The following is a 24,110-nucleotide window of genomic DNA, read 5'->3' as shown; positions in this document are numbered from 1 at the left end:
GAGGAACGGACCGAATCGACGTGACCGTGGGACCTCGGCCCCTTCCTCATCGGACTGGCGACGGCTGCCCGCCGCCTCCATGTGAACGCGGGAGTCTGCCTGCCCTCTCATTCCAGCAGTTCCGCTGCGTACAACTCGTCCGTCGCTGGCTGCTGCGGGCAGGTCTCCACCACCTGTGTCCACGAGCCTCCCACGCCGGCCTGGTTCTGCTCGTACGCCTCGAGGAAGGGACTCCACGACCCCTCGCCGCCGTACGTTTCGACAAATGTCTCCCGGGATGGTGCGACGATATCCGAGAAACCGAGCCGCTCGAGGCACGAAATGGATTCCAGGTAGAACTCGTAGAGGTACTCCCGTTGCGCCTGGGTCAGCGGCTGTTCAAACCTGGGATCGATGGGGTACTTGCGTTGACAGATCTCCGTGGCCTCAGTGACGGCCTCCGCCTGGCTCTCGGGCACGTTCTCGTAGGATATTCCGCCATCGGGCAGAGCGGTCACTGAAAATCCCTCGGCTCGGAGGCAGCCGATGGAGACCTCCTGCCATTCCTCAGGTTGGATGAAGCGCACGAAGTCCGGCGACTGGCCCTCTGTCGTGGCAGCGCTACCTCCTGTTGTGGCGCCGTTGTCACCTGTCAGAGAGCCACTGGACGTCGGGCCCGACGGACGAGGAGCCTGTTCAGCCCCTTCAGATGAGCAGGCGCTCACTAGGACTGCGAGCACGAGCAGGACCGTAGCGCTGACAGAGCGTACGTACGTCATTTTATGCGCCATGGGTTCTCGCTACATGCCGGCAGTTCTGTGAATGAGATCCCGGGCAGAAGGTGCTGGCGTCTGACATATCGAGCGTCCCCGTCGTTGAGATACCCTTGCATCTCGGTTGTGGACCGTACCACCGTGACCCGCATCACGACAACGCTTCGTCGCAGACTCCGCTCCCGCCAACGGCTGGTAGCCGCTACTGCGGTGGCCGCGTCATCGCCAGGACGTCGAGCGCGGCGTCCAGCTGCTCTTCGGTGATCTCACCCCGCTCGACGAAGCCGAGGTCGGCCACGGCCTCGCGGATCGTCGTCCCGGCGGCCACCGCGTGCTTGGCGATCTTGGCGGCGGCCTCGTAGCCGATGATCCGGTTCAGGGGAGTGACCACGGACGGCGACGCCTCGGCGTAGCGGCGGCAGCGCTCGACGTCCGCCTCCAGGCCGGCGACGGTGCGGTCGGCGAGCACGCGGGAGGCGTTGGCCAGCAGCCGCACCGACTCCAGCACGTTGCGCGCCATCACCGGGATCATGACGTTGAGTTCGAAGGACCCGGAGGCGCCGGCCCAGGCCACGGTGGCGTCGTTGCCGACGACCTGGGCGCACACCATGAGCACCGCCTCGGGGACCACCGGGTTCACCTTGCCGGGCATGATCGACGAGCCGGGCTGCAGGTCCGGGATGCGCAGCTCGGCGAGCCCGGTGTTCGGCCCCGAGCCCATCCAACGCAGGTCGTTGCACACCTTGGTAAGGCTCACGGCGATGACCCGCAGGACGCCGGACAGCTCGACCAGCCCGTCCCGGGCGCCCTGGGCCTCGAAGTGGTCACGGGCCTCGGTGATCGGCAGGCCGGTCTCCTGCGCCAGCAGCTCGATCACCCGCTGGGGGAAGCCGGCGGGGGTGTTGATGCCGGTGCCGACCGCGGTCCCGCCGAGCGGCACCTCGGCGACCCGCGGCAGTGCCGCGTGCAGTCGCTCGATGCCGTGCTCGACCGCGGCGGCGTAGCCACCGAGCTCCTGGCCCAGCGTGACCGGGGTGGCGTCCATGAGGTGGGTGCGCCCGGACTTGACCACGTCCTTGAACTCGTCGGCCTTGGCGCGCAGCGTGCTCGCGAGGTGCTCCAGGGCCGGGACGAGGTCGCGGACGACGCCCGCCGTGGCCGCCACGTGCACCGACGTCGGGAAGGTGTCGTTGCTCGACTGCGACGCGTTCACGTGGTCGTTGGGGTGGACGTCCCGGCCCAGCCGCCGGCTCGCCAGGGTGGCGATGACCTCGTTGACGTTCATGTTCGACGACGTCCCCGAGCCGGTCTGGAACACGTCGACGGGGAAGTGCTCGTCGTGCAGGCCCCGGGCCACCTCGTCCGCGGCCTGCGCCACGGCGTCCGCCAGGTCCGGCTCCAGGACGCCGAGCTCGGCGTTGGCTCGTGCGGCCGCCTTCTTCACCCGAGCCAGCGCCTCGATGAGCCCACGCTCCAGCCGGCTGCCGCTGATCGGGAAGTTCTCCACCGCCCGCTGGGTCTGCGCCCGGTACAGCGCCGATGCCGGCACCCGCACCTCGCCCATCGTGTCGTGCTCGATCCGGTACTCCTGCGCCTCAGGTGTCGCCTCGTTGGTCATGTGCTCATCGTGGCCGGTGCTCCGGCGGCGTGCCAGGGTGGGGGGTCCGTGGACTCCCGGTACCGTTGCCAGTGAGTGAGCAGTAGTGCTCATCCCACCAGCACCCCGTCTCGGGGTTGTTCAGCCACCGTGTGGCGGCTTCCCTTCCGCGCTTCACGGCCACCTGCCGGGCGAGGCCCGGTCTTACGGTCGGCTCCACGCTTGACGGCGGCCCCGACTGGGCCGACGGCGCTATCACCCGAAGATGCCTCGTAGCGCGCGAGGTTGATGGCTGCGTTGTCGTCCCGCTGATGCGCGGCACCGCAGCCGTGGCATCGCCAGTGCTCAGCCCACCCGATGTCCTGCACGTGCTGGCACTCGTGGCAGGTCTTCGAGGACGGGTACCAGCGGTCGGCGACCACCAGCGTTGAGCCGTACCAGCCAGTCTTGTAGGCCAGCTGGCGCCGGGCCTGGCCGAGGGCGGAGTCCGACAGGCCGCGCCTGCGTGCTCGTGCCCCGGACAGGCCCTTCTGGCGGAGCATCCCCGCCGCATCCAGTCCCTCGACCACGATCTCGCCGTGGGTCTTGGCAAGCCGTGTGGTCAGGACATGGATGTGATGGGCGCGGATGTCCGCGACCCGGCGCTGCAACCGGGTGATCTGGTGCTGGGTCTCGCGATGTCTGCGCGACCCGATGGTGCGGCGACTACGTTCTCGGCCCAGGTGCCGCAACTCTTTCAACGCCGACTCCAACGGACGCGGGTTCTCGATCCGCTCGACGACCCGGCCTTCGGAGGTGGCGACGGTCGCGAGCACACGCACGCCGACATCGACACCCACCCGCGAGCCGGGACTGGTCACGTTCGGCTGGATCGGGCGCTGAACGAGGACGCGGAAGGCGACCACCAGTCGGGCACCCTTGCGCGACACGGTGGCCGCGAGAATCCGGGCACGGCCCTTGCTGATGAGTCGTTCGAGTCGTCGGGTGTTCTCGTGCACCCGGACAGTTCCGATCCGGGGGAGGGTGACGTGCCTGCGGTCGGGTTCGACGCGGATGGCTCCGGTGGTGAAGGTGACCCGGTCCCGGTCGCGGCCCTTCTTCGCGAACCTCGGGAACCCGACCCGGCGACCGGCCCTCGCGCCTGCACGGGAGGTCTGCCAGTTCCAGTAGGCGTCCACAGCAGCCTTGATGCCGTCGGCGAAGGCTTCCTTGCTGATCTCCGGCCACCAGACCTCTCCGGTCTGAACGTCGCGGCACTCGGTGTCCTTGACCTGGTTCCACCGCTTCCGCAGACCCGGCAGGGACGGCTTCTCTGTCTCGACGCCGGTCTCCCGATAGGCGGTGAGGTCGGCCTTCAAGGTCGCCACGGCCCAGTTCCGGGCCTTCCTGCGACCACCGAACTGACGTCGGACACGGGCGGCCTGCTCGTCAGTGAGGTCGAGGGTGAAGCAGAACGCCTGCGCGGTCCAGCCAGCGGGGATCTCGAAGCGGTTCCTGCTCATGCCTGCTCACCCTGCCTCCCGCCACCGACGCCGGTGAGAACGGCTTGGGGGCCGATGTCCTGCTGGGCGCAGCCGACGGCCTTCAACGCTCGGTTACGCGCCGACCGGCGGCCATACAGGCGGGCGCAGAACGACGTCAGCACCTCCACCATGTCCCGCACCAGATCGTCATCGACCTCCCCGTCGTCAAGCACCACCAGCCTGCGGCCCTGGGCCGACAACGCCGCCTCCACGAGTTCGGTGTTCATCCGCCCGAGCCGGTCACGGTGCTCGACCACCACGGCGGTCACCTTCGGGTCCGCGAGCATCCGACGAACCTTGGTACGGGAACCGTTCATCCCGGACCCCACCTCGGCCTCAACCCGCACCACCTGACCGCCGGTGTCGGCGGCCCAGGACGTGAGGCGGGCGACCTGCCGGTCAAGGTCATCCCACTGATCGTGCGAGGACACCCGCGCATACAGTCCGAACGCGCTCGGGGCCTGGGCGGGTGCGTCCGGTGAGACGAGCACCGAGCGGGAGTTGATCCGCACCGCGGGCACCGGCAGCGTCCCCTCGCGGAACCACCGGTAGGCGGTCTGCGGGTGGATGCCCTGCTGGCGTGCCCACTCGGTCAGATTCACACCAGTGTCCACACTAGAACGTCTGTACGCACGCTATTACTCACTATTCCGTGAACTGCTACAGCCCCTCGCCGCCAGCCAGTTCACCGCGCTGGCCGTGCTCGCCTGGCCGGGCCGGCCGCGCTGGCGGCTGCCCGCCGCGGCCGCCGCCGAGGCAGGCCCGACTGCTCACCAGCGGCCCGTACGCAGTGAGCCGCAACCCGATCTACGCGGGCCTGCTCGTCGGCGGGCTCGGGGTCGCCGTGCTGCAGCGCGGGGTGCGACCGCTGGCCGCCTGGACGTCGCTCGCGGTCGTGCTGCACGTCAAGGCCGGCAAGGAGGAGCAGGCGCTGCTCGAGCGCTTCGGCGCCGAGTACGAGGCCTACCGGCGCCGCGTGCCGCGGCTTCTCGGCGTCCCGCCGAGGTAGAGCAGGTACTCCAGGTCGCGCCCGGACCGTCGCACCGTGAGCCGTTCGACGTCGCAGCGCCCGCAGACGCGCACCAGCCGGTCGGCCAGGTCGGGTGCCTCGTGGCCCGACCACACGGCGAGCAGCCCGCCCGGGCGCAGCGCCGCCCGGGCCACCTCGAGCACCCCGCTGCCGTAGACCCGCGCGTTGCCCGGGTGCACGAGGAAGTGCGGGCCGTTGTCGACGTCCAGCAGGACGGCGTCCAGGGACCCGGGGGGCACCTGGCCGAGGACGTCGGCGACGTCACCGACGAGGACGTCGACACGCGGGTGGGCGAGCAGGTCCGGGTGGTCGGGGACGAGTCCGGCGCCCACCCAGCGCACGACGTCCGGCTCGACCTCCACGACGGTGACCCGCACCGGTCGGGGATCGGCGAGGGCGGCGGCGACGGTGTACCCCAGCCCTAGCCCACCGACGAGCAGGTGCGGGGCCGGCGCGTCGACCCGGGCGAGCACCTCGGCCGCGAGGCGCCGCTCGGTGGAGGTGTCGGCGGAGTCCATCAGCAGGACGCCGTTGCTCACCAGCTCGACGGCGGCCCGCCCGTCGATCCGGCGACGGCGCAGGACGAGCTCGCCGAGGACGCCGTCGGCGCGGGCCAGCTCCACCGGCGCGGCCGGCTGGTCAGTCGGTGAGGTCACCGACGCCGTCGACGAGCCGGGTCCGTCCGTCGGCCAGGGCGTAGGTGAGGCCGATGACCGCGCAGCGCCTCGCCTCCAGGGCGTCGGAGAGCACCACGGACCGCTCCGCGAGGAGCCGGGCGGTGTGCCGGACGTGCTCGGCGACCAGGCCGTGCAGGTCGGTGGCGCCGCCGCGCCGGCCGGTCAGCACCGACGGCAGCACGCGTTCGACGACGTCCCGGACGTAGCCGCCGGGCAGGACACCGGACTCGACCGCCTCGACGGTCGCCGCCACCGCCCCGCAGCCGTCGTGGCCGAGGACGACGACGAGCGGGATGCCGAGCACGTCGACGCCGAACTCGACGGACCCCAGGACGCCGCTGTCGAGCACGTGCCCGGCCGTGCGGACGACGAACAGGTCACCCAGGCCCTGGTCGAAGACGGTCTCGGCGGCAACGCGGGAGTCCGAGCAGCCCAGCACGAGCGCCCAGGGCCGCTGGCCGTCGACGAGCTCGGCCCGTCGCGACGCGTCCTGCCGGGGGTGGGCCGGTTCGCCGTGGACGAACCTGGCGTTGCCCTCCTCGAGGGCCCGCCAGGCCTCGGTGGGTGTCCGGGGCGCGATCACGGCACCGCATCCTGCCGTACTCGAGCGCCGGCCACCCCTCGGCGGCCCGCGGCGCGGCCGCCCGGGGGGCGTTCCTCGTCACGCTCACCGAGCCACCACGCCGCGTACGGCGGCAGCGCCAGTTCGTCGCCGGAGGCGCCCGGCTCGGTGTGCGGGGCGAACCCCGAGACGTGCTCCCACAGCCGCTGGAGCCCGGCGGCGCGGACCCGTCCGGCAGGCACCCGCTGCCAGGCGGAGCTGACGTTGTAGAGCTGGACGAGGGTCCCGGCAGCGTGCCGTCGCAGCAGGGCCAGCACGGCGTCGTTGCCGACGTCCAGCGGTACCGACTCGACGGCCGCGTGCAGCGACGGCAGACCGGCGCGGACCGCGGCGAGGTGCCGCAGCCCGGCGAACACCCGGCCCGGGACCGTGGCGGGGTCGTGCCGCTGCTCGGCGAGCGCCCAGTCCATCTGCGGCCGGTGCACCCACCGGTTGTCCGCCGCGTGGCCGGGCTCGGCCGCCCAGTGCGGGTCGCCGAGGTGCGCGAGCTCGTCACCGCTGTAGAGCAGCGGGACGCCGCCGAAGCCGTAGACCGCGGCGTGCAGCAGGAACAGCCGGCCGAGGGCCAGGTCGACCTCCTCGGCGCTGTCGTGCTCGAGCGCCGCCGCCAGCCCGGCGAGGGCGGCCGCGGACCCGCTGATCCGCGCGTCGCCGGTGGCCGGGTTGTGCTGGAAGACCAGCCCGCGGGCGAAGGAGCCGGGGTACCGGCCGGAGTAGAACGCGGACAGGAACGACCGGTGCGCCCAGCCGGACAGTCCCACCGCGGCGGCGTCCGCGTCGTCCACCGCCCAGCCGATGTCGTCGTGGCACCGGACGTAGGTGGCCCACGCGGTCCCGACCGGCTTGGGCGGCCGTCCCGTCAACGACTGCCGGGCCAGGTCGGCCCGTCCCGTGGCGAGGGCCGACCACAGCTGGACCATGAACGAGTTGTGGTAGGCGAGGTCGCTCACCCGGCCGGCGCGCCGACCGGTGCCCAGGTAGGCGGTGAGCCGGTCCGGAGCCACGATCGCCTCGGCCTTGAACACGACGCTCGGGGCCGCCACCCGGGTCGCCGCCCGTAGCGCCTGGACGATCGCGTGGACCTCCGGCTGCCCCTGGCAGTCGGTGCCCATCCGCTTCCAGATGAAGGCGACCGCGTCCAGGCGCAGGACGTCGACGCCAAGGTTCGCCAGGTCCAGCACGACTCCCAGCATCTCCAGCAGCACCTCGGGGTTGGCCCAGTTGAGGTCCCACTGGAAGGAGTTGAACGTCGTCCACACCCAGCCGCCGCGGCCGCCGAGGAGATCAGGGTCGTGGGTGAAGGAGCCGGGGGCGAAGTCGGGGAACACCTCCGGCAGGGTCCGCTCATAGGCGGCCGGCATCGTCCGGTCGGCGAACACGTGGAAGAACCGGCTCAGCCGTTCGTCGCCTGCGCGGGCGCCGACCGCCCACTCGTGCTCGCGAGCGACGTGGTTGAGGACGAGGTCGACCGTCAGCGAGACGCCGGCCTCGTGGAGCCGGTCCGCGAGGTCGGCCAGGTCCTGCACCGTCCCCAGGTGCGGGCGCACCCGCCGGTAGTCGGCGACCGCGTAGCCGCCGTCGTCACCGCCCTCGGCGGACGGGTCGACGTCCGTGCGCGTCGCCAGCAGCGGCATGAGGTGCAGGTAGCCGACCCCGAGCTCGCGCAGGTAGCCGATCCGGTCGGCGACCCCGCGCAGGGTGCCGGCGAACCGGTCGGCGTAGGCGACGTAGCCGACGACGTCCGGCTGCTGGAACCAGTCAGGGCGCAGCAGCCGCTCGGCGTCCCGGTGACGCAGCGCCGGCCGTCGGGCGGCCGCGGCGGCCCCGACCCGGGCGGCTACCCGCACGGTGAGGTCCTCGGCGTCCGGGTAGACGTCGGCGAGGCCGTCGAGGACGTCCGAACCCCACCGGTGCCAGCGGTCGACGAGCTGCTCGACCACGTGCTCCGGCAGGTCCGAGGCGCTGTCGCGAAGCGCCACCAGCGCCCGCTCCAGCGGGGGGCTCGGGTCGTTCACCGGTGGGACGCTACCGGCGTCCGGGTGGCGCACGGACGCCGAGGGCGGTAGGACCGGGACACACGCCGGCGACGACGCCGGGTGGCCGACGGCTGGCGAGGAGGGGACTCGTGGCACGACGACCTTCGGGACGCAGCGGGGCGGGGGCGGCCGCGGTCGCCGTCGGTGCCCTGCTCACCCTCACGGCGTGCGGTGGTGAGGCGGGCGGTCCCCCGACGCTCACCTGGTACGTCAACCCGGACGCCGGCGGGCAGGAGCGGATCGCCGAGCAGTGCACCGAGGAGTCCGGCGGGGCGTACCAGATCGAGCTGCAGCGGCTGCCGCGGGACGCCCCCGGTCAGCGCGAGCAGCTCGTCCGGCGCCTGGCCGGCAACGACACCTCCGTCGACCTGATGAGCCTGGACCCGCCGTTCATCCCGGAGTTCGCCGCCGCCGGCTACCTCGCCGACGTCCCCCCGGACGTCGCCGACGAGGTGACCGAGGACGTCGTCGAGGGCGCCCTGGCGGGCGCCACCTGGAAGGACGAGCTCGTCACCCTGCCGTTCTGGGCGAACACGCAGCTGCTGTGGTACCGCCAGTCGGTCGCCGAGGAGGCCGGGCTGGACATGGAGCAGCCGGTCACCTGGGAGCAGGTCGTGGACGCCGCGGAGCAGACCGGGACGACGGTCGCCGTCCAGGGCACCCGGGCGGAGTCGATGACGGTGTGGGTCAACGCCCTCATCGAGTCAGCCGGCGGGCAGATCCTGGAGAACCCCGAGGCCGAGGCCACCGAGTACGAGCTCGGGATCGCCTCGGAGGCCGGACGCCGAGCCGCCGAGATCATCGAGGACATCGCCGACTCCGGTGTCGGCGGCCCGCAGCTCGCCACCGCGAACGAGGACATCAACGCCTCGATGTTCGAGAGCGAGGACGCCGGGTTCATGGTCAACTGGCCGTTCGTCTACCAGCGGGCGGCCGGGTACGTGGAGGCCGGCAACCTGGAGCGCTCCGAGTTCGAGGACTACGGCTGGGCCCTGTACCCGCGCGCGGTGGAGGGGGAGGAGTCGCGTCCCCCCTACGGCGGCATCAACATCGGGGTGAGCGCGCTGAGCGAGAACGTCGACCTGGCGTTCGAGGCGGGTCGCTGCATCGTCCAGGCGGAGCACCAGAAGCAGTACTTCCTGTCCGACGGCAACCCGCCCGCCAAGGCCTCCGTCTACGACGACCCGGAGGTCGTCGAGCAGTACCCGATGGCCGAGACCATCCGCGAGTCGCTGGAGAACGCCGCCCCGCGGCCGCAGACGCCGTACTACAACGAGATCTCCGTCGGGATCCAGCGCACGTGGCAGCCGCCGTCGTCGGTGGACCCGCAGACCACCCCGGAGCGCTCCGAGGAGCTCATCACCGACGTCCTGAGAGGGGAGGCGCTGCTGTGAGCACACTGGCCAAGCAGCCGCCGCACGGCGAGGCCGAGAGCGAGCAGGCCGACCGGACGGTGCGCAGGCTGCGCTCCGACCGTGCTCGCGGCGAGCGCCGGCTGGGCTGGATGCTCGCCGGCCCGGCGTTCGTCGTCATGCTCGCCGTCACCGCCTACCCGATCCTGCAGGCGACGTACGACTCGCTGTTCGCCTACCGGCTCACCGACCCGGAGTCCCGGCGGTTCGTCGGCCTCAACAACTACGCGGTCATCCTCACCGACCCGGTGTGGTGGAACGCGTTCGGGGTGACCGTGCTCATCACGGTGGTGACCGTGCTCGTCGAGCTGGTTCTCGGTTTCGCGCTCGCGCTGGTCATGATGAAGGCGCTGCGCACGATCCGGCCGGTGCTGCGCACCGCCATCCTCATCCCGTACGCGATCATCACCGTGGTCTCCGCGTTCGCGTGGTTCTTCGCGTTCGACATCACCAGCGGCTTCGTCAACCCGACCTTCGGCCTGGAGGGCACCGACTGGTTCGCCAGCTTCCCCACCGCGGTCTCGGTGATCATGATGTCGGAGATCTGGAAGACCACGCCGTTCATCTCCCTGCTCATCCTCTCCGGCCTGGCCCAGGTCCCGGAGGACCTGCAGGAGGCGGCCAAGGTCGACGGCGCGACGTGGTGGCAGCGGATGTGGAAGGTGACCATCCCGAACATGAAGGCAGCCATCATGGTCGCCCTGCTGTTCCGCACCCTGGACGCGTTCCGCATCTTCGACAACGTCTTCATCATGACCGGCGGTGCGGCTGGCACCGAGACGCTCTCGTTCGGCGCGTACCGGCAGACCATCTCCCGGCTGGAGATCGGGCTGGGCTCGGCCTACTCGGTGCTGCTGTTCCTCTCGGTGGTGGCCATCGCGCTGGGCTTCATCAAGATCTTCAAAGTGGACCTGTCCCAGGCGAGGGGGGAGAAGTAGATGGACTCGCAGAACTACTCCACGAGGGAGAAGGTCCTCTGGTGGGTGGTCGGTCTGCTGATCGTCGCCTACGCGCTCGTCCCCGTCGCCTGGATCGTCTCGCTGAGCCTCAAGCGCGGCGCGGACCTGTCCTCGCAGACGTTTCTGCCGCCCGACCCGACGACGGAGAACTACGAGCTCATCCTCAGCGGGTCGGCGTCCGACCTCTTCCTGCCGGCCCTGCGCAACTCGATCGGGATCTCGCTCATCGCCACGCTCATCGCGGTGGTCCTGGCGATGTTCGCGGCGTACGCGATCGCGCGGCTCGACTTCCCCGGCAAGAAGGTGATCCTCACCACCGCCCTGGCGGTCGCCATCTTCCCGGTGATCTCGATCGTGACCCCGCTGTTCAACGTGTGGCGGACGATCGGGCTCTACGACACCTGGCCGGGTCTGATCATCCCGTACATGTCGCTGACCCTGCCGATCTCGATCTGGACGCTGTCGGCGTTCTTCCGGGAGATCCCCTGGGAGATGGAGCAGGCGGCCCAGGTGGACGGCGCCACCTCGTGGCAGGCCTTCCGCAAGGTCATCGTCCCGCTCGCGGCGCCCGGCGTGTTCACCACCGCGATCATCGCCTTCTTCATCGCCTGGAACGACTTCGTCTACGGCATCTCGCTCACCTCGACCGAGGCATCCCGGCCGGTGCCCGCCGCGCTGGCGCTGTTCACCGGGGCGTCCCAGTTCGAGGAACCGACCGGCGCGATCTCGGCCGCGGCGGTGATCGTCACGATCCCCGTGGTCGTGCTCGTCCTCATCTTCCAGCGGCGCATCGTCGCCGGCCTGACCAACGGTGCGGTCAAGGGCTGACGCCCGACGCCCCGGGCGACACCCTCGGACAAGGAGAAGCGGACCATGGCAGCGATCGAGCTCAAGCACATCGAGAAGGTCTACGGCGACGGCTTCAAGGCCGTGAAGGACGTCAACCTCGACATCGCCGACGGCGAGTTCATGATCCTCGTCGGCCCGTCCGGCTGCGGGAAGTCCACCCTGCTGCGGATGATCGTCGGCCTGGAGGACATCAGCGACGGCGAGCTGCTCATCGACGGCAAGCGCGTCAACGAGAAGGCGCCGCGCGAGCGGAACCTGTCGATGGTGTTCCAGAACTACGCGCTGTACCCGCACCTGACCGTCTTCGAGAACATCGCCTTCCCGCTCCGACTGGCCAGGGGCAAGCACAGCGAGGAGGAGATCCGGGCCAAGGTGCAGCGCGCCGCCGACCTGCTCGAGCTCAACGAGCACCTCGACCGCAAGCCGGCCAACCTCTCCGGCGGCCAGCGCCAGCGGGTCGCGATGGGCCGGGCCATCGTGCGGGACGCCGACGCGTTCCTGTTCGACGAGCCGCTGTCGAACCTCGACGCCAAGCTGCGTGGGCAAATGCGCACCGAGATCGCCCGGATGCAGCGCCGGCTGGGGACCACGACCGTCTACGTCACCCACGACCAGACCGAGGCGATGACGCTCGGCGACCGGGTGGCCGTGCTGCGAGCCGGGGTCCTGCAGCAGGTCGCCAGTCCGCGGGAGCTGTACGAGCAGCCGGTGAACCTCTTCGTCGCCGGGTTCATCGGGTCCCCGCCGATGAACTTCATGCCCGGGCGGGTGGAGGGGCGAACCCTGCACCTGCCGTTCGTCGACGTCGAGCTCGCGCCGGACGTCGCCGAGCGCGTCGGTGGACGCGACCTCGTCATCGTCGGGGTCCGTCCCGAGCACTTCGAGGACGCCAGCGTCCTGGACGAGGACAAGCAGAGCCGGGGTGTCGTCTTCGAGGCGGACGTCGACGTCACCGAGTGGCTCGGGGACTCGCTGTACGCCTACCTGCCGTTCGAGCCGGACCCGCAGGTGCAGGACAAGCTCGAGGAGCTCGACCGTGAGCTCGACGGCGAGGGGATGCGCACCCAGCTCGTCGTCTCCCTCGACGGGATGAGCCGGGTCCGCGAGGGCGAGCGCGCCCGCCTGTGGTTCGACGCTCGCCGGATGCACCTGTTCGACCCGGAGACCGGCGAGAACCTGACCCGGGACGAGCAGGAGGCGGCTCGGATCAACGAGGAGAACGAACGGGCCCGCACGGAGGCGCTGGAGCGGGCACGGGAGGCCGAGCGGCGGGCCGAGGAGAAGAACGGGGGCGGCGAGCGGCAGAGCGCCTGAGGGCGGGTGCGGTTGCCCGGCCGGTCCCGTCAGGCGACCTCTTCCCGGCGCGGCGGGTCCGCGCCGGGACGGGACACCGTCACGGCGGCCACCCTCGCGGCGTGCTCGACGGCCTCGCGCAGCCGCTGGCAGCCGATCGCCGTCAGGTTCTCCCGCCGGTCCCCGCCGAGCAGTCCCGCCGTCCACAGCGCGTCGAGCAGCCCGGCGGTGAAGGAGTCCCCGGCGCCGACGGTGTCCGCCACGTCGACCGCCGGGCTCGGCACGTCCACCACGCCGTCCCGGCAGACCGCGATCGCGCCCGCGGCGCCGCGAGTCAGCACGACGAGCGCCGGCCCCGTGCCGAGCCACTGCTCGACGAGATGCTCCGGTCGGGTCCCCGGCGCCAGCCAGAGGGCGTCCTCCTCGCTGAGCTTGACGACGTCCGAGGCGGCGACCATGGCCTCGACCTGGGGCCGGACGGCGACCGGCGCGCCCATGAGGTCCGGGCGCAGGTTCGGGTCGTAGCTGACCGTGGCGTGGTGCCGGGCTCCCAGCACGATCCGCTCCACGGTGGCGGCACCCGGCTGGAGCACCGCGGCCACCGACCCGGTGTGCACGACGAGCGGGTCCGGCGGCAGCGGGACGCGCGGCAGCGACCACTGCAGGTCGAAGGTGTACGTCGCCACGCCGTCGGCGTCCAGGACCGCCCGGGCGACCGACGTCGGCGCGGCCGTGACGGAGCCCTCGACCACATGGACCCCGGAGCGGGTCAGGTGCTCGCGGACCAGCCGGCCCCGGTCGTCGTCCCCGAGCCGGGTCAGCAGGTGCGTGGGGCGGCCGAGCCGGGCCAGGCCGAGGGCGACGTTCGCGGGACTGCCGCCGGGGTGCTCGGTGAGCGTCCCGTCGGGCCGGGTGACGACGTCGACGAGCGCCTCCCCGACCACGAGGGCGTCGCCCACCTCAGCGCCACCCGCCGAAGTCCACCGAGGAGAAGGCCGCCAGCTTGCGCACCTGGTGCTCGGCCTCGACGAGCCGGGTCGTCCCGGACTTGGAGCGCATGACGATCGACTGGGTGGTGATCGTGCCGCGCCGGTAGCGCACGCCCTTGAGCAGGTTGCCGTCGGTGATGCCGGTGCCGACGAAGTAGCAGTTGTCGCCGCGGACGAGGTCGTCGGTGAGCAGGACCCGGTCGAGGTCGTGGCCGGCGTCCAGGGCCTTGCGCCGCTCGGCGTCGTCCCGCGGCCAGAGCCGGCCCTGGATCACCCCGCCCATGCACTTGAGCGCGCAGGCGGCGATGATCCCCTCGGGGGTGCCGCCGATCCCGAGCATGAGATCGACGCCGGTCCCCTCCCGGGCGGCCATGATCGCCCCCGCCACGTCCCCGTCGGTGATGAACTCGATCCGGGCGCCGGCGTCCCGGACCTCGCGGGCGAGCTGCTCGTGGCGGGGCCGGTCGAGCATGACGACCGTCACGTCGTCCGCGCTGCCGCCCTTGGCCTTGGCGAGCCGGCGGATGTTCTCCCCTACCGGCAGGCGGATGTCGACGACCTCGGCGCCCTCCGGTCCGGTGGCGAGCTTCTCCATGTAGAAGACCGCGCTCGGGTCGAACATCGAGCCGCGTTCGGAGACCGCCAGGACCGACAGCGCGTTGTTCATCCCCATCGCGGCGAGCCGGGTCCCGTCGATCGGGTCGACCGCGACGTCGCACTCCGGCCCGGTGCCGTCGCCGACCTGCTCACCGTTGAACAGCATCGGGGCGTCGTCCTTCTCGCCCTCGCCGATGACCACCGTGCCCCGCATCTCGACGGTGGCGATGAGGGCCCGCATCGCCTCGACCGCCGCGCCGTCCGCGCCGTTCTTGTCGCCCCGCCCGACCCAGCGGCCGGCGGCCATCGCGGCCGCCTCGGTCACCCGGACGAGCTCCAGGCCGAGGTTGCGGTCCGGCACCCGCGGGTCGACGGCCGGCTCGGCGGGGACGACGGTCTCGGGCATGCGCTGACTCCTCGGCTCGGTACCAGGTCGGCTCGGTGTCGGGTCCGTGGCGATGCTATCGGCGGCGGTGGCACCATGCCGGGGTGAACGAGTCGCCGACGGGTCAGGCCACGACGGGCCAGCCCACGACGGGCCAGCCCACGACGGGTACGGCAGCCCCGCCGCGGCGGGGCCGGCAGACCGTCGCCGACATGCTCCGGTCCCTGGCCGTCGTCGGCGTCGCCGTGGCGGCGCTCGTCCTGCTGCTGCCCCGGCCGGCCGAGCCGCTGCGCCAGCCGGTGGACGTCGCGGGCGCGGTCGAGGTCGCCCGGACCGCCGGCCTCGACGTCGCGGTCCCCGCGGTGCCCGAGGACTGGCGGCCCAACGACGCCCGCTACCGGGAGCGTGGCCCGGCCGAGGTGCCGACGTTCCACGTCGGCTACGTCACCGGCTCCGGGGAGTACGCGGGCCTGGAGGTCACCGACGCGGCGACGCCCCAGTGGCTGGAGGCGACGACCGCCCGCGGTACCGAGGTCGGCACCCAGGTGGTCACAGGTCGGACGTGGAGCGAGCGGCTGTCCGAGGACGGCCGCCGGCGCAGCCTCGTGCTGGAGGACGGGCAGCGCACGACGGTGGTCACCGGGACCGCGACGATGGACGAGCTGGTCCTGCTCGCCGGACTGGTCGGCTGAGCGGTCAGTCCTCTCGCGGGGCGCCGTCACCGGCCACGGTGTCGTCCTCCACAGTGTCGTCCGCGTCCCCAGCGGCGATGGCCGCGTCGAGCCGCCGCCGGGCGCCGTCCAGCCACTGCTCGCACCGGGCCGCCAGCGCCTCGCCGCGCTCCCACAGCGCCAGCGACTCCTCGAGCGTGCCGCCGCCGGCCTCTAGGCGACGGACCACCTCGACCAGCTCGTCGCGGGCCTGCTCGTAGCCGAGGTCGGCGACGTCGTCCGCGGCGTCCCCGGTGCCGGTGCGTTCGCTCACGGCGACCACCCTAGGACGCCTCTCCGGCCGGCTCGGTGACCTGGGCGCCGATCTCGCCCTCTGCCAGCCGGACCCGCAGCCGGTCCCCGGGGGAGACCTCGGCCGGGGAGCGGACGACGTGCCCGTCGGCGCGCTGCACCACCGCGTAGCCGCGCTGCAGCGTCGACGCCGGCGACAGCGTCCGCACGGCCCCCGCCAGGTGCCGCACCTCGTCGCCGGCCCGGTCGAGCCGGACCGACAGCGCCCGGCGGGCCCGCTCCCGCCCCGCGCGGACCTGCTCGGCGCGCTCGGTGACCCCCCGGTAGGGGTCGGCGAGGGCCGGGCGGCTGCGCAGCGCGGTGAGCCGGTCGCCCTCGACGTCCAGCCGGTGGCGCACGGCCTGGCGCAGCCGGTCGCGGGTGTGCGCCAGCCCGGCCAGCTCCTCGGCGACCGCGGGGACCACCCGGCGGCCGGCGTCCGTGGGGGTGGAGGCGCGCACGTCGGCGACGAGGTCGACCAGCGGGGAGTCCACCTCGTGGCCGATCGCGCTGACCACGGGGGTGCGGCAAGCGGACACCGCCCGGACCAGGGTCTCGTTGCTGAACGGCAGCAGGTCCTCCAGGGAGCCGCCGCCCCGGGCGAGCACGATGACGTCGACCTCGGGCAGCGCGTCGAGCTCGGCGAGCGCCGCGGTCACCTGCGGGACGGCGTCCGGGCCCTGGACGACGACCTGCCGGACCTCGAACCGCACCCCCGGCCAGCGGCGCCTGGCCGTGACCACCACGTCCCGCTCGGCGGCGCTGGCGCGGCCGCAGACCAGCCCGACGGCCCGGGGCAGGAACGGCAGCGGCCGGCGGCGGGCGGGGTCGAGGAGACCTTCGGCGGCCAGCACCCGCTTGAGGTACTCGATGCGGGCGAGCAGCTCACCGACCCCCACGGGGCGGATCTCCCCGGCGGTCAGCTGCAGCACGCCCCGCTTCGGCCAGAACTCCGGCTTGGCCCGCACCACGACCCGGGCGCCCGGCTCCAGCTGCACCGGCAGGGCGTCGAGCAGCCGGGTGCCCGCGGTCACCGGCAGGGACATGTCGACGTCGGTGTCCCGCAGGGTCAGGTAGCAGGTGCCCGCACCGGGACGACGAGTGAGCTGCACGACCTGCCCCTCGACCCACACCGGCGGCATCCGGTTGACGTACTCGGTCATCTTCGCCGTCAGCAGCCGGACCGGCCACGGGTGCTCCGCCGAGGTCTGGGCGGCGGTGGCGGGGACCCGGCGGGGCGCGTCGGGGCGGGGAGCGGTGCTCACCGGGTCAACCTACGATGGGTGGGTGACTGCCTCGAGCGACGGAACCACGCGACGGGTGCTGCTCGCGGCCCCCCGCGGCTACTGCGCCGGCGTGGACCGCGCCGTCGTCGCGGTCGAGAAGGCCCTGGAGCTGCACGGCGCCCCGGTGTACGTCCGCAAGGAGATCGTCCACAACAAGTACGTCGTGCAGACGCTCAGGGAACGCGGGGCGGTGTTCGTCGAGGAGACCGACCAGGTGCCCGAGGGGGCTCTGGTGATCTTCTCCGCGCACGGCGTGTCTCCGGCCGTCCACGCGCAGGCCGAGGCGCGCGGGCTGCGCACGATCGACGCCACCTGCCCGTTGGTGACGAAGGTGCACCGGGAGGCGGTCCGGTTCGCCCGGGACGACGTCGACATCCTGCTCATCGGCCACCAGGGGCACGAGGAGGTGGAGGGCACCGCGGGGGAGGCGCCCGAGCACGTCCAGCTCGTCGACGGCCCGGACGACGTCGACAAGGTCACGGTCCGCGACCCCGAGCGGGTGGTGTGGCTGTCCCAGACGACGTTGAGCGTCGACGAGACGATGGAGACCGTGCGGCGGTTGCGCGAGCGGTTCCCGGCGCTGCAGGACCCCCCGAGCGACGACATCTGCTACGCGACCCAGAACCGCCAGGTCGCCGTCAAGAAGATCGCGCCCGAGGCGGACCTCGTCATCGTCGTCGGCTCGGCGAACTCCTCGAACTCGGTGCGTCTGGTCGAGGTCGCCCTCGACCACGGGGCCCGAGCCGCCCGGCGCGTGGACCGGGCCGCGGAGCTCCAGGACGCCTGGCTGGAGGGGGTCAGCACCGTCGGGGTGACCTCCGGGGCGTCGGTGCCGGAGATCCTCGTCCGCGACGTCCTGGACTGGCTCGCCGCCCGCGGCTTCGGCGACGTCCACGAGGTGCGCACCGCCGAGGAGGACCTGCTGTTCTCGCTGCCGCGCGAGCTGCGACCGGCCCGGACCGCGGGCCGGTAGCCGCCCGTGGGCACGTAGGCTCTGCGTCCCGTGGCTCTCACCATCGGCATCGTCGGCCTGCCCAACGTCGGCAAGTCCACCCTGTTCAACGCGCTCACCCGCAACTCGGTGCTCGCCGCGAACTACCCGTTCGCGACGATCGAGCCGAACGTCGGCGTCGTCCCGCTGCCCGACCCCCGGCTCGACCGGCTCGCCGAGATCTTCGGCAGCGCCCGCGTCCTGCCGGCGACGGTGTCGTTCGTCGACATCGCCGGGATCGTCCGCGGCGCGAGCGAGGGGGAGGGGCTCGGCAACAAGTTCCTGGCGAACATCCGCGAGGCCGACGCCGTCTGCCAGGTGATCCGGGCGTTCGAGGACCCGGACGTCGTCCACGTCGAGGGCCGCGTCGACCCCCGGTCGGACATCGAGACCATCAACACCGAGCTCGTCCTCGCCGATCTGCAGACCCTGGAGAAGGCGCTGCCGCGGCTGGAGAAGGAGGTCAAGGGCAAGCGGACCGACCGGGCGGTGCTCGACGCGGCGCTCGCCGCCCAGCGCGTGCTCGAGGAGGGCCGGACCCTCGCCGCCGCGTCCGCCGAGCTCGACCTCGAGCCGCTGCGCGAGCTGTCCCTGCTGACCACGAAGCCGTTCATCTACGTCTTCAACGTCGACCAGGAGGGCCTGGCCGACCAGGCGCTGCGCGAGCGGCTGCAGGCGCTCGTCGCACCCGCCGAGGCGATCTTCCTCGACGCGAAGCTCGAGGCAGAGCTCACCGAGCTGGAGCCGCAGGAAGCCGCCGAGCTGCTCGCCAGCACCGGCCAGGAGGAGTCAGGGCTGGACCAGCTGGCCCGGGTCGGGTTCGCCACCCTCGGCCTGCAGACCTACCTCACCGCCGGCCCCAAGGAGGCCCGCGCCTGGACCATCCGGCGGGGCTGGACGGCGCCCCAGGCGGCCGGGGTGATCCACACCGACTTCCAGCGCGGGTTCATCAAGGCCGAGGTGGTCTCCTACGAGGACCTCGTCGAGGCCGGGTCGATGGCCGAGGCCCGGGCCCGCGGCAAGGTGCGCATCGAGGGCAAGGACTACGTCATGGCCGACGGCGACGTCGTGGAGTTCCGCTTCAACGTCTGAGCCGGCGCGTTGCGCAGCTGTCCAGGTGCTCCGCGACCACATCGGAACCAGCGGCGACCTCATCTTCTGGTGCTGAGCCGGAATGGCCGTTGACTATCTATTTAGTGGAGGATCATCTCGGGTATATGAGAACTGAGGCGCCGCTCCTCGCTCCGATCTCCCGGTCGGACGGTCAGGCGCGACTGCTGTCCACATTGTTGCTCCCGGCGACGAGCTGAGCGTCACCGATCTGGCCAAGCGGGCCGCCTACCCGACCGTGCACCGCGAGGTCGCGCACCTGGTGGCTGCCGGCATCCTGAGCGAGCGCCAGGTGGGCCGCGCGAGGCTCATCCGGGCCAACGACGAGAGCCCGATGGTGGGCCCCTTGCGCGAGATCCTCACGGTCGCGACGGGCCCGGTAGTGATGCTCGCCGACGAGCTCGGCCGCATCGACGGGATCGAGTCGGCGTTCCTCTACGGCTCCTCCGCTGCGCGGACGCTCGGGGATGCCGGTCCGGCACCGCACGACGTCGACGTCATGGTGCTCGGTGAGCCAGACGTGGACGCGGTCTACGAGGCGTGCACCCGGGTCGAGGCCGCTGTGCACCGTCCCGTGCACCCGGCGATCCTCACCTCTGAGGAGTTCGCCGCGCCCTCCGGCTTCCTGGACAACGTGCGCAGCGGCCCGGCGGTCCCCGTGATGGGGGAGCTGCCGTGGCGCTGACTCCGCTCGCCCGGTGTCAGCAGGCGACAGTGCTCGGCCTCCGTGGAGGCACGCCGCCACCACACTGTGCCCGCGGATCGTCTGCGCGGTCTGGTTCCTGCGCCAGCGTCACGGCTGGAGTAGTTTGAGGGCATGCCGCTGAGCGCATCGGAGTTCTACGAGGCGGGCCTTGCCCTACCTCCCTCGGTGCGCAAGGACATTGCCCTCCGGCTACTCGAGTCGGTCGAGGTCGTCGATGACGACTCGATCGAGGAGGCGTGGACGAACGAACTCTCGTCTCGCGTGGACGACATCGTGAGCGCCAAGGTCGCGGCCATTCCCGGTGAGCAGGTGTTCGCCGACATTGCGGCACGTCAGGTCGCGCACGACGCATGACCCTCGCCTTCAGCTTCCACCCGGAAGCCCGGGCCGAGTTCATGGCTGATGTCGAGTGGTACGACGCCCGTGAGGCTGGCGTAGGTGGCCGCTTTGCGGAAGCGGTCCGTGCTGCCATCGACGTCGCCGCGGATGACCCCGCGGCGTCGGCGACGTGGCCTGGTTGGCGGCGTGAGCCGGTGGTGCGGTCGAAGGGCGTGACCGGCTTTCCCTACCGGGTCGTGTACATCGTTGATCACGACGTGCTGACAATCGTGGCCGTGGCTCACGTCAAACGGCGACCCGGCTACTGGCGAGATCGAACCACCCCCTGACGCACCGATGCATCGCAGCGATCCTCTTGTCACTGCCCGGTGAGGTGGTCGGGCAAGGCCGCGGCGGGCTCGACGTGGTGGTGCTGCCGATTCGTCGACCGGAGCCAGCGCAGTCGCCACGCGTGGTTGTCCAGCGGTTCACCACGGCCTCCTAGCGTCCGGACCGTCCTGCTCATCCACCGCTCGACCTCCGTGGAGGAACCGTGTTCAAGCCCACCCTCGCCGCCGGTGTCGCCGGCGTCGCACTGCTCGGCATGGCCGCTCCGGCCGCCGCGAACGGCCCGTTCGACGTCGAACCGATCGCCGGCTCCGCCTACGCCCAGCAGACCGACGCATGGACCGAGCCGTTCGTCGTCCCGGACACCTGCACCCAGCGGCTGGTCGCCGACGAGACCGTTCTGGACATCTATCCAGGGGTCGACGACCTCACCGACATGAACACGCTCAACGAGACCGGCAAGCACGCCGGGCGCTACCTGTACCGCACGCACGAGGTCGGCAGCAACGGCTCGCTGTCGGTGGTGGACCTGCGGACCGGTGAGGCCAAGGTCATCGTCCAGGACGAGGGCTACCGCCGGCTGGACGGGCTGCGGTGGACCCCCTGGGGCACCCTGCTGTTCGCCGAGGAGACGGCCGGTGGCCGGCTGTTCGAGGCGTTCCTCGACCCCAAGGACCCCTCGCAGGTCCTCCGCGTCGAGGAGCGCCCTGAGGTCGGCATCATGCGGCACGAGGGCATCGGCGTCGACGAGCAGGGCACCGTGTACGTCATCGACGAGCTCAACGGCGGTTCGATCTACCGCTTCGTGCCGACCACTCGCGGCGACCTGTCCGACGGCCAGCTCTACGCCCTCCGGCTGACCGATCTCGCACCCGAGGACCAGGAGTACGACCAGGACACGGCGGTCCTCGCCGACCGCGTCGGACCGTACGAGTGGGTGCCGCTGGACATGGAGACCGTCGTGGTCGACGCCGAGCAGGCCGCGGACGACGTGAACGCCACCGGCTTCGGCCGCTCGGAGGACGTCGAGCTCATCGGCAACACCCTCTACGTCGCCAACACCACCGAGGACCGGGTCGTCGCGATCGACCTCAAGACCGAGGTGCTCACCACTTTCGTGGGAGCCGGAGTGAACGTGCCGGTCGAGGACCGCGCGACGGCGACCACCGGCTTCAACGGCCCGGACAACCTGGCCAGCAGCACCAACGGTCAGCTGTTCATCGTCGAGGACAACGTCCCCAGCGACATCTGGGTGGCGAGCAAGCACGACAAGAGCACGAGCGGCGTCGCCGACGACGTCGAGCCGTTCGCCTCGCTGAAGGACCCGGGAGCCGAGGGCACCGGGATCTACTTCGGCAAGGACCCGCGGACGCTCTACGTCAACGTCCAGCACCCCGCCAAGCCCGAGGCCGACGGCACCTGGGCGATCACCTGCCGCTGATCGAGTCGACCCGAAGGCCCGCCGCGGCGGCCCTTCCCCCACGTCGTGCGGGCGTGACGTGGGGTGGGGGGCCGCCGCGGCCACGTCGTGCGGGCGTGACGTGGGGTGGGGGGCCGGCGCGGCCACGTCGTGCGGGCATGACGTGGGGTGCGAGCCGCAGCGGCCAGCTGCGCCGTCTCGACTCGCGGACGCGTCTCGGGTCGGTCTCATCTCGGTAACACCCCCTCGCCGGTCCTTGCCGCTTGCGTCCGGATGGTGTTCGTTTAGGCCCGTCCCACAGCACGACGGCGCTCGAACGCGCGCCCTCGACCGCACCGAGGAGATCCCCGGGCCGGTCACGTGCGACTTCACGAGGGAGGACCCACACCTTGAGCACATCGCGCAAGGGCGCCAAGTTCCTGGCGCTGCTGGTCGGCGGATCGCTGGCGCTCTCCGCCTGCGCCACCGACGACGGCGACACCGGCACCGACACCGAGGCCACCGAGACCGCCACCGACGGCGACACCGGTGCCAGCGGCGAGACGAAGGACGCCACGATCACCGTGGCGCACGAGCAGGAGTTCGGCTCCTACAACAACAACACCGCCGAGGAGAACGCGGTCAAGAACACCGTCGTCCTCAACCAGGTCCTGCGGGGCTTCTGGTTCTTCGGTGAGGACGGCTCCGTCACCCCGGACACCGAGTTCGGCACCTACGAGCTCGTCTCCGAGGACCCGATGACGGTCCGCTACACCTTCGCCGACGAGGCCGTCTGGTCCGACGGCGAGCCGATCGACTGCGACGACTTCCTGCTCGTCTGGGCCGCCAACTCCGGGACCTACACGACCGGTGAGACCGACCCGGACACCGGCGAGGAGGGACTGCTGTTCTCCACCGCCGCCACCACCGGCTACGACATCCAGCAGAAGCCGCAGTGCGCCGACGGCGACAAGGAGATCGAGGTCGTCTACGACGAGCCGTTCGCCGACTGGCAGGGGAACTACGGCGGCAGCCTCATCATGCCTGCGCACGTCGTGGAGGAGCAGGCCGGTGGCATCGACCTCATCGACGCCATCCAGAACGACGACCAGGAGGCCCTGGCCGCCGCCGCCGAGTTCTACAACACCGGCTGGGTGTTCAACCCGGGCGAGATCGACCCGGCCATCACCCCGTCCGCGGGCCCCTACAAGCTGGACTCGTGGCAGGCCGGCCAGTCGCTGACCCTCACCGCCAACGAGAACTGGTGGGGCACCCCGCCCAAGGTCAAGAACATCGTCATCCGCTTCATCCCGCAGGAGGGCCAGGCCCAGGCGCTCGCCAACGGTGAGATCCAGGTGGCCGAGCCGCAGCCGAACCCCGACGTCGTCTCCCAGCTCGAGGGTCTCGGCGACCAGGTGACGATCCTCCAGGGTGACGAGTACACCTACGAGCACCTCGACCCGAACTTCGCCGGCGCCATGGCCGACGAGAACCTGCGTCGCGCGTTCGCCCTGTGCGTCCCGCGCCAGCTGATCGTCGACAACCTGATCAAGCCGGTGAACGCCAACGCCGTGGTGATGAACTCGCGGTACGAGTTCCCGTTCGGCCCGAACTACGAGGACGTCGTGAGCTCCTCGTACCCGGGCGGCTACGACGAGGCGAACGTCGAGGAGGCCCGCACCATCCTCGAGGAGAACGACCTCACCGGCACGACGGTCCGGATCGGCTACCAGACGCCGAACCAGCGTCGTACCAACGCGGTCGACCTCATCCGCTCCTCGTGCAACGAGGCGGGCTTCGACATCCAGGACGCCGGCCAGGAGGACTTCTTCGGCAACGGCCTGGCAGCGGGTAACTTCGACGTGGCCCTGTTCGCGTGGGCGGGCTCGCCGCTGGTCACCGGCTCCTCCTCCACCTTCGAGACCGGTGGCGGCAACAACAACGGCAAGTACTCCAACCCCGAGGTCGACGCGCTCATCGCCGAGCTCAACACGACCCCGGACCCCGACGCCCAGCTGGAGCTGATCAAGCAGATCGAGACGATCCTGTGGGAGGACCTGGCGACGATCCCGCTGTTCGCCTTCCCGGGTGTCGTGGCGCACTCCAGCGACGTCTCGGGCGTGAAGTTCCAGCCGTCGCAGACCCAGGTCACCTGGAACATGCACGAGTGGGACACCACCGCCGGCTGACGCAGCCGTAGTACGGTCGTCACCGACCAGTGACAGGGGGC

At 71.6% G+C, this 24,110-nt stretch carries 22 protein-coding genes and 2 pseudogenes; 13 read left to right on the top strand and 11 right to left on the bottom strand.

Annotated elements, in window-relative coordinates:
- Positions 1 to 107 precede the first annotated feature (107 nt).
- From HJG43_11520 to HJG43_11505, 4 genes are all read right to left on the bottom strand, one after another.
- Positions 108 to 497 carry a hypothetical protein gene (locus tag HJG43_11520; GenBank protein ID UER55061.1) on the bottom strand — a complete coding sequence of 130 codons (390 nt, stop codon included), beginning with the start codon at positions 495 to 497 and terminating at the stop codon, positions 108 to 110.
- 457 nt (positions 498 to 954) lie between these two features.
- The gene (locus tag HJG43_11515) at positions 955 to 2,463 is read right to left on the bottom strand and encodes a class II fumarate hydratase (protein UER55060.1); all 1,509 of its coding nucleotides are present in this window, start codon (positions 2,461 to 2,463) and stop codon (positions 955 to 957) included.
- On the bottom strand, positions 2,460 to 3,851 hold the full coding sequence (locus HJG43_11510) for a transposase (GenBank protein ID UER55059.1): 1,392 nt from the start codon (positions 3,849 to 3,851) through the stop codon (positions 2,460 to 2,462). Before HJG43_11510 ends, HJG43_11515 begins: the two co-directional genes overlap by 4 nt.
- Positions 3,848 to 4,474 (bottom strand): IS607 family transposase, encoded by a 627-nt coding sequence (locus tag HJG43_11505; GenBank protein UER55058.1) that lies wholly within the window; start codon positions 4,472 to 4,474, stop codon positions 3,848 to 3,850. Before HJG43_11505 ends, HJG43_11510 begins: the two co-directional genes overlap by 4 nt.
- A gap of 188 nt (positions 4,475 to 4,662) precedes the next feature.
- Here HJG43_11505 and HJG43_11500 point away from each other — a divergent pair, with 188 nt between their 5' ends.
- Positions 4,663 to 4,881 carry a hypothetical protein gene (locus tag HJG43_11500; GenBank protein UER55057.1) on the top strand — a complete coding sequence of 73 codons (219 nt, stop codon included), beginning with the start codon at positions 4,663 to 4,665 and terminating at the stop codon, positions 4,879 to 4,881.
- Here the strand turns inward: HJG43_11500 and HJG43_11495 are convergent.
- Genes HJG43_11495 through HJG43_11485 form a run of 3 tightly spaced genes read right to left on the bottom strand, consistent with a single transcriptional unit; the run spans position 4,836 to position 8,195 of the window.
- Positions 4,836 to 5,558 (bottom strand): hypothetical protein, encoded by a 723-nt coding sequence (locus tag HJG43_11495; GenBank protein UER55056.1) that lies wholly within the window; start codon positions 5,556 to 5,558, stop codon positions 4,836 to 4,838. The two genes, HJG43_11500 and HJG43_11495, sit on opposite strands and share 46 nt — an antisense overlap.
- A complete protein-coding gene (locus HJG43_11490) occupies positions 5,542 to 6,159 on the bottom strand; it encodes a carbonic anhydrase (protein ID UER55926.1) in 618 nt (205 codons plus the stop codon). The genes HJG43_11495 and HJG43_11490 overlap by 17 nt, the downstream gene beginning before the upstream one ends.
- Positions 6,159 to 8,195, bottom strand: coding sequence for an alpha-amylase (locus HJG43_11485; protein UER55925.1), 2,037 nt, complete (start codon positions 8,193 to 8,195; stop codon positions 6,159 to 6,161). Before HJG43_11485 ends, HJG43_11490 begins: the two co-directional genes overlap by 1 nt.
- A gap of 131 nt (positions 8,196 to 8,326) precedes the next feature.
- On the opposite strand from HJG43_11485, the gene HJG43_11480 reads away from it, so the two are divergent.
- The 4 genes from HJG43_11480 to ugpC all read left to right on the top strand — a co-directional run bounded on the left by HJG43_11480 (position 8,327) and on the right by ugpC (position 12,771).
- Entirely contained in the window at positions 8,327 to 9,631 is a 1,305-nt protein-coding gene (locus HJG43_11480) for an extracellular solute-binding protein (GenBank protein ID UER55055.1), read from the top strand.
- Positions 9,632 to 9,741: 110 nt separating this feature from the next.
- Positions 9,742 to 10,587: a sugar ABC transporter permease gene (locus HJG43_11475; protein ID UER55924.1), complete on the top strand. Its 846-nt coding sequence runs from the start codon at positions 9,742 to 9,744 to the stop codon at positions 10,585 to 10,587.
- Positions 10,588 to 11,436 carry a carbohydrate ABC transporter permease gene (locus tag HJG43_11470; GenBank protein ID UER55054.1) on the top strand — a complete coding sequence of 283 codons (849 nt, stop codon included), beginning with the start codon at positions 10,588 to 10,590 and terminating at the stop codon, positions 11,434 to 11,436.
- Between the two features lie 45 nt (positions 11,437 to 11,481).
- Positions 11,482 to 12,771: a sn-glycerol-3-phosphate ABC transporter ATP-binding protein UgpC gene (gene ugpC / locus HJG43_11465; protein UER55053.1), complete on the top strand. Its 1,290-nt coding sequence runs from the start codon at positions 11,482 to 11,484 to the stop codon at positions 12,769 to 12,771.
- Positions 12,772 to 12,800: 29 nt separating this feature from the next.
- Here the strand turns inward: ugpC and HJG43_11460 are convergent, their stop codons facing one another.
- Together HJG43_11460 and glpX are read right to left on the bottom strand one after the other, a co-directional pair.
- Positions 12,801 to 13,709, bottom strand: coding sequence for a carbohydrate kinase (locus HJG43_11460; protein UER55052.1), 909 nt, complete (start codon positions 13,707 to 13,709; stop codon positions 12,801 to 12,803).
- A gap of 1 nt (position 13,710) precedes the next feature.
- A complete protein-coding gene (gene glpX, locus HJG43_11455; GenBank protein UER55051.1) occupies positions 13,711 to 14,742 on the bottom strand; it encodes a class II fructose-bisphosphatase in 1,032 nt (343 codons plus the stop codon).
- A gap of 83 nt (positions 14,743 to 14,825) precedes the next feature.
- Here glpX and HJG43_11450 point away from each other — a divergent pair, with 83 nt between their 5' ends.
- Positions 14,826 to 15,413, top strand: coding sequence for a DUF4245 domain-containing protein (locus HJG43_11450; protein UER55050.1), 588 nt, complete (start codon positions 14,826 to 14,828; stop codon positions 15,411 to 15,413).
- Positions 15,414 to 15,417: 4 nt separating this feature from the next.
- Here HJG43_11450 and HJG43_11445 read toward each other — a convergent pair whose 3' ends face one another.
- Complete coding sequence (locus tag HJG43_11445) at positions 15,418 to 15,705, bottom strand: exodeoxyribonuclease VII small subunit (protein UER55049.1); 288 nt, start codon at positions 15,703 to 15,705, stop codon at positions 15,418 to 15,420.
- A gap of 10 nt (positions 15,706 to 15,715) precedes the next feature.
- Positions 15,716 to 16,951: pseudogene (locus tag HJG43_11440) on the bottom strand (exodeoxyribonuclease VII large subunit).
- Between HJG43_11440 and HJG43_11435 the strand changes: the two are divergent.
- From HJG43_11435 to HJG43_11405, 7 genes and pseudogenes are all read left to right on the top strand, one after another.
- Positions 16,863 to 17,981, top strand: coding sequence for a 4-hydroxy-3-methylbut-2-enyl diphosphate reductase (locus HJG43_11435; protein UER55923.1), 1,119 nt, complete (start codon positions 16,863 to 16,865; stop codon positions 17,979 to 17,981). The pseudogene HJG43_11440 and the gene HJG43_11435 overlap by 89 nt on opposite strands.
- Positions 17,982 to 18,011: 30 nt before the next feature.
- Entirely contained in the window at positions 18,012 to 19,091 is a 1,080-nt protein-coding gene (gene ychF / locus HJG43_11430) for a redox-regulated ATPase YchF (GenBank protein UER55048.1), read from the top strand.
- Between the two features lie 125 nt (positions 19,092 to 19,216).
- Positions 19,217 to 19,794: pseudogene (locus HJG43_11425) on the top strand (nucleotidyltransferase domain-containing protein).
- 132 nt (positions 19,795 to 19,926) lie between these two features.
- Positions 19,927 to 20,169 carry an addiction module protein gene (locus HJG43_11420; GenBank protein UER55047.1) on the top strand — a complete coding sequence of 81 codons (243 nt, stop codon included), beginning with the start codon at positions 19,927 to 19,929 and terminating at the stop codon, positions 20,167 to 20,169.
- Complete coding sequence (locus HJG43_11415; protein ID UER55046.1) at positions 20,166 to 20,483, top strand: type II toxin-antitoxin system RelE/ParE family toxin; 318 nt, start codon at positions 20,166 to 20,168, stop codon at positions 20,481 to 20,483. The genes HJG43_11420 and HJG43_11415 overlap by 4 nt, the downstream gene beginning before the upstream one ends.
- Before the next feature lie 254 nt (positions 20,484 to 20,737).
- Positions 20,738 to 21,922 (top strand): DUF839 domain-containing protein, encoded by a 1,185-nt coding sequence (locus tag HJG43_11410; GenBank protein ID UER55922.1) that lies wholly within the window; start codon positions 20,738 to 20,740, stop codon positions 21,920 to 21,922.
- A gap of 368 nt (positions 21,923 to 22,290) precedes the next feature.
- On the top strand, positions 22,291 to 24,069 hold the full coding sequence (locus tag HJG43_11405; GenBank protein ID UER55045.1) for an ABC transporter family substrate-binding protein: 1,779 nt from the start codon (positions 22,291 to 22,293) through the stop codon (positions 24,067 to 24,069).
- The last annotated feature ends 41 nt before the right edge of the window (positions 24,070 to 24,110 follow it).

This window comes from Kineosporiaceae bacterium SCSIO 59966, assembly GCA_020881835.1.
GTDB lineage: Bacteria > Actinomycetota > Actinomycetes > Actinomycetales > SCSIO-59966 > SCSIO-59966.
Note: the sequence above shows the minus strand (reverse complement) of the source record. Positions and strands in the feature narration are given on the sequence as shown.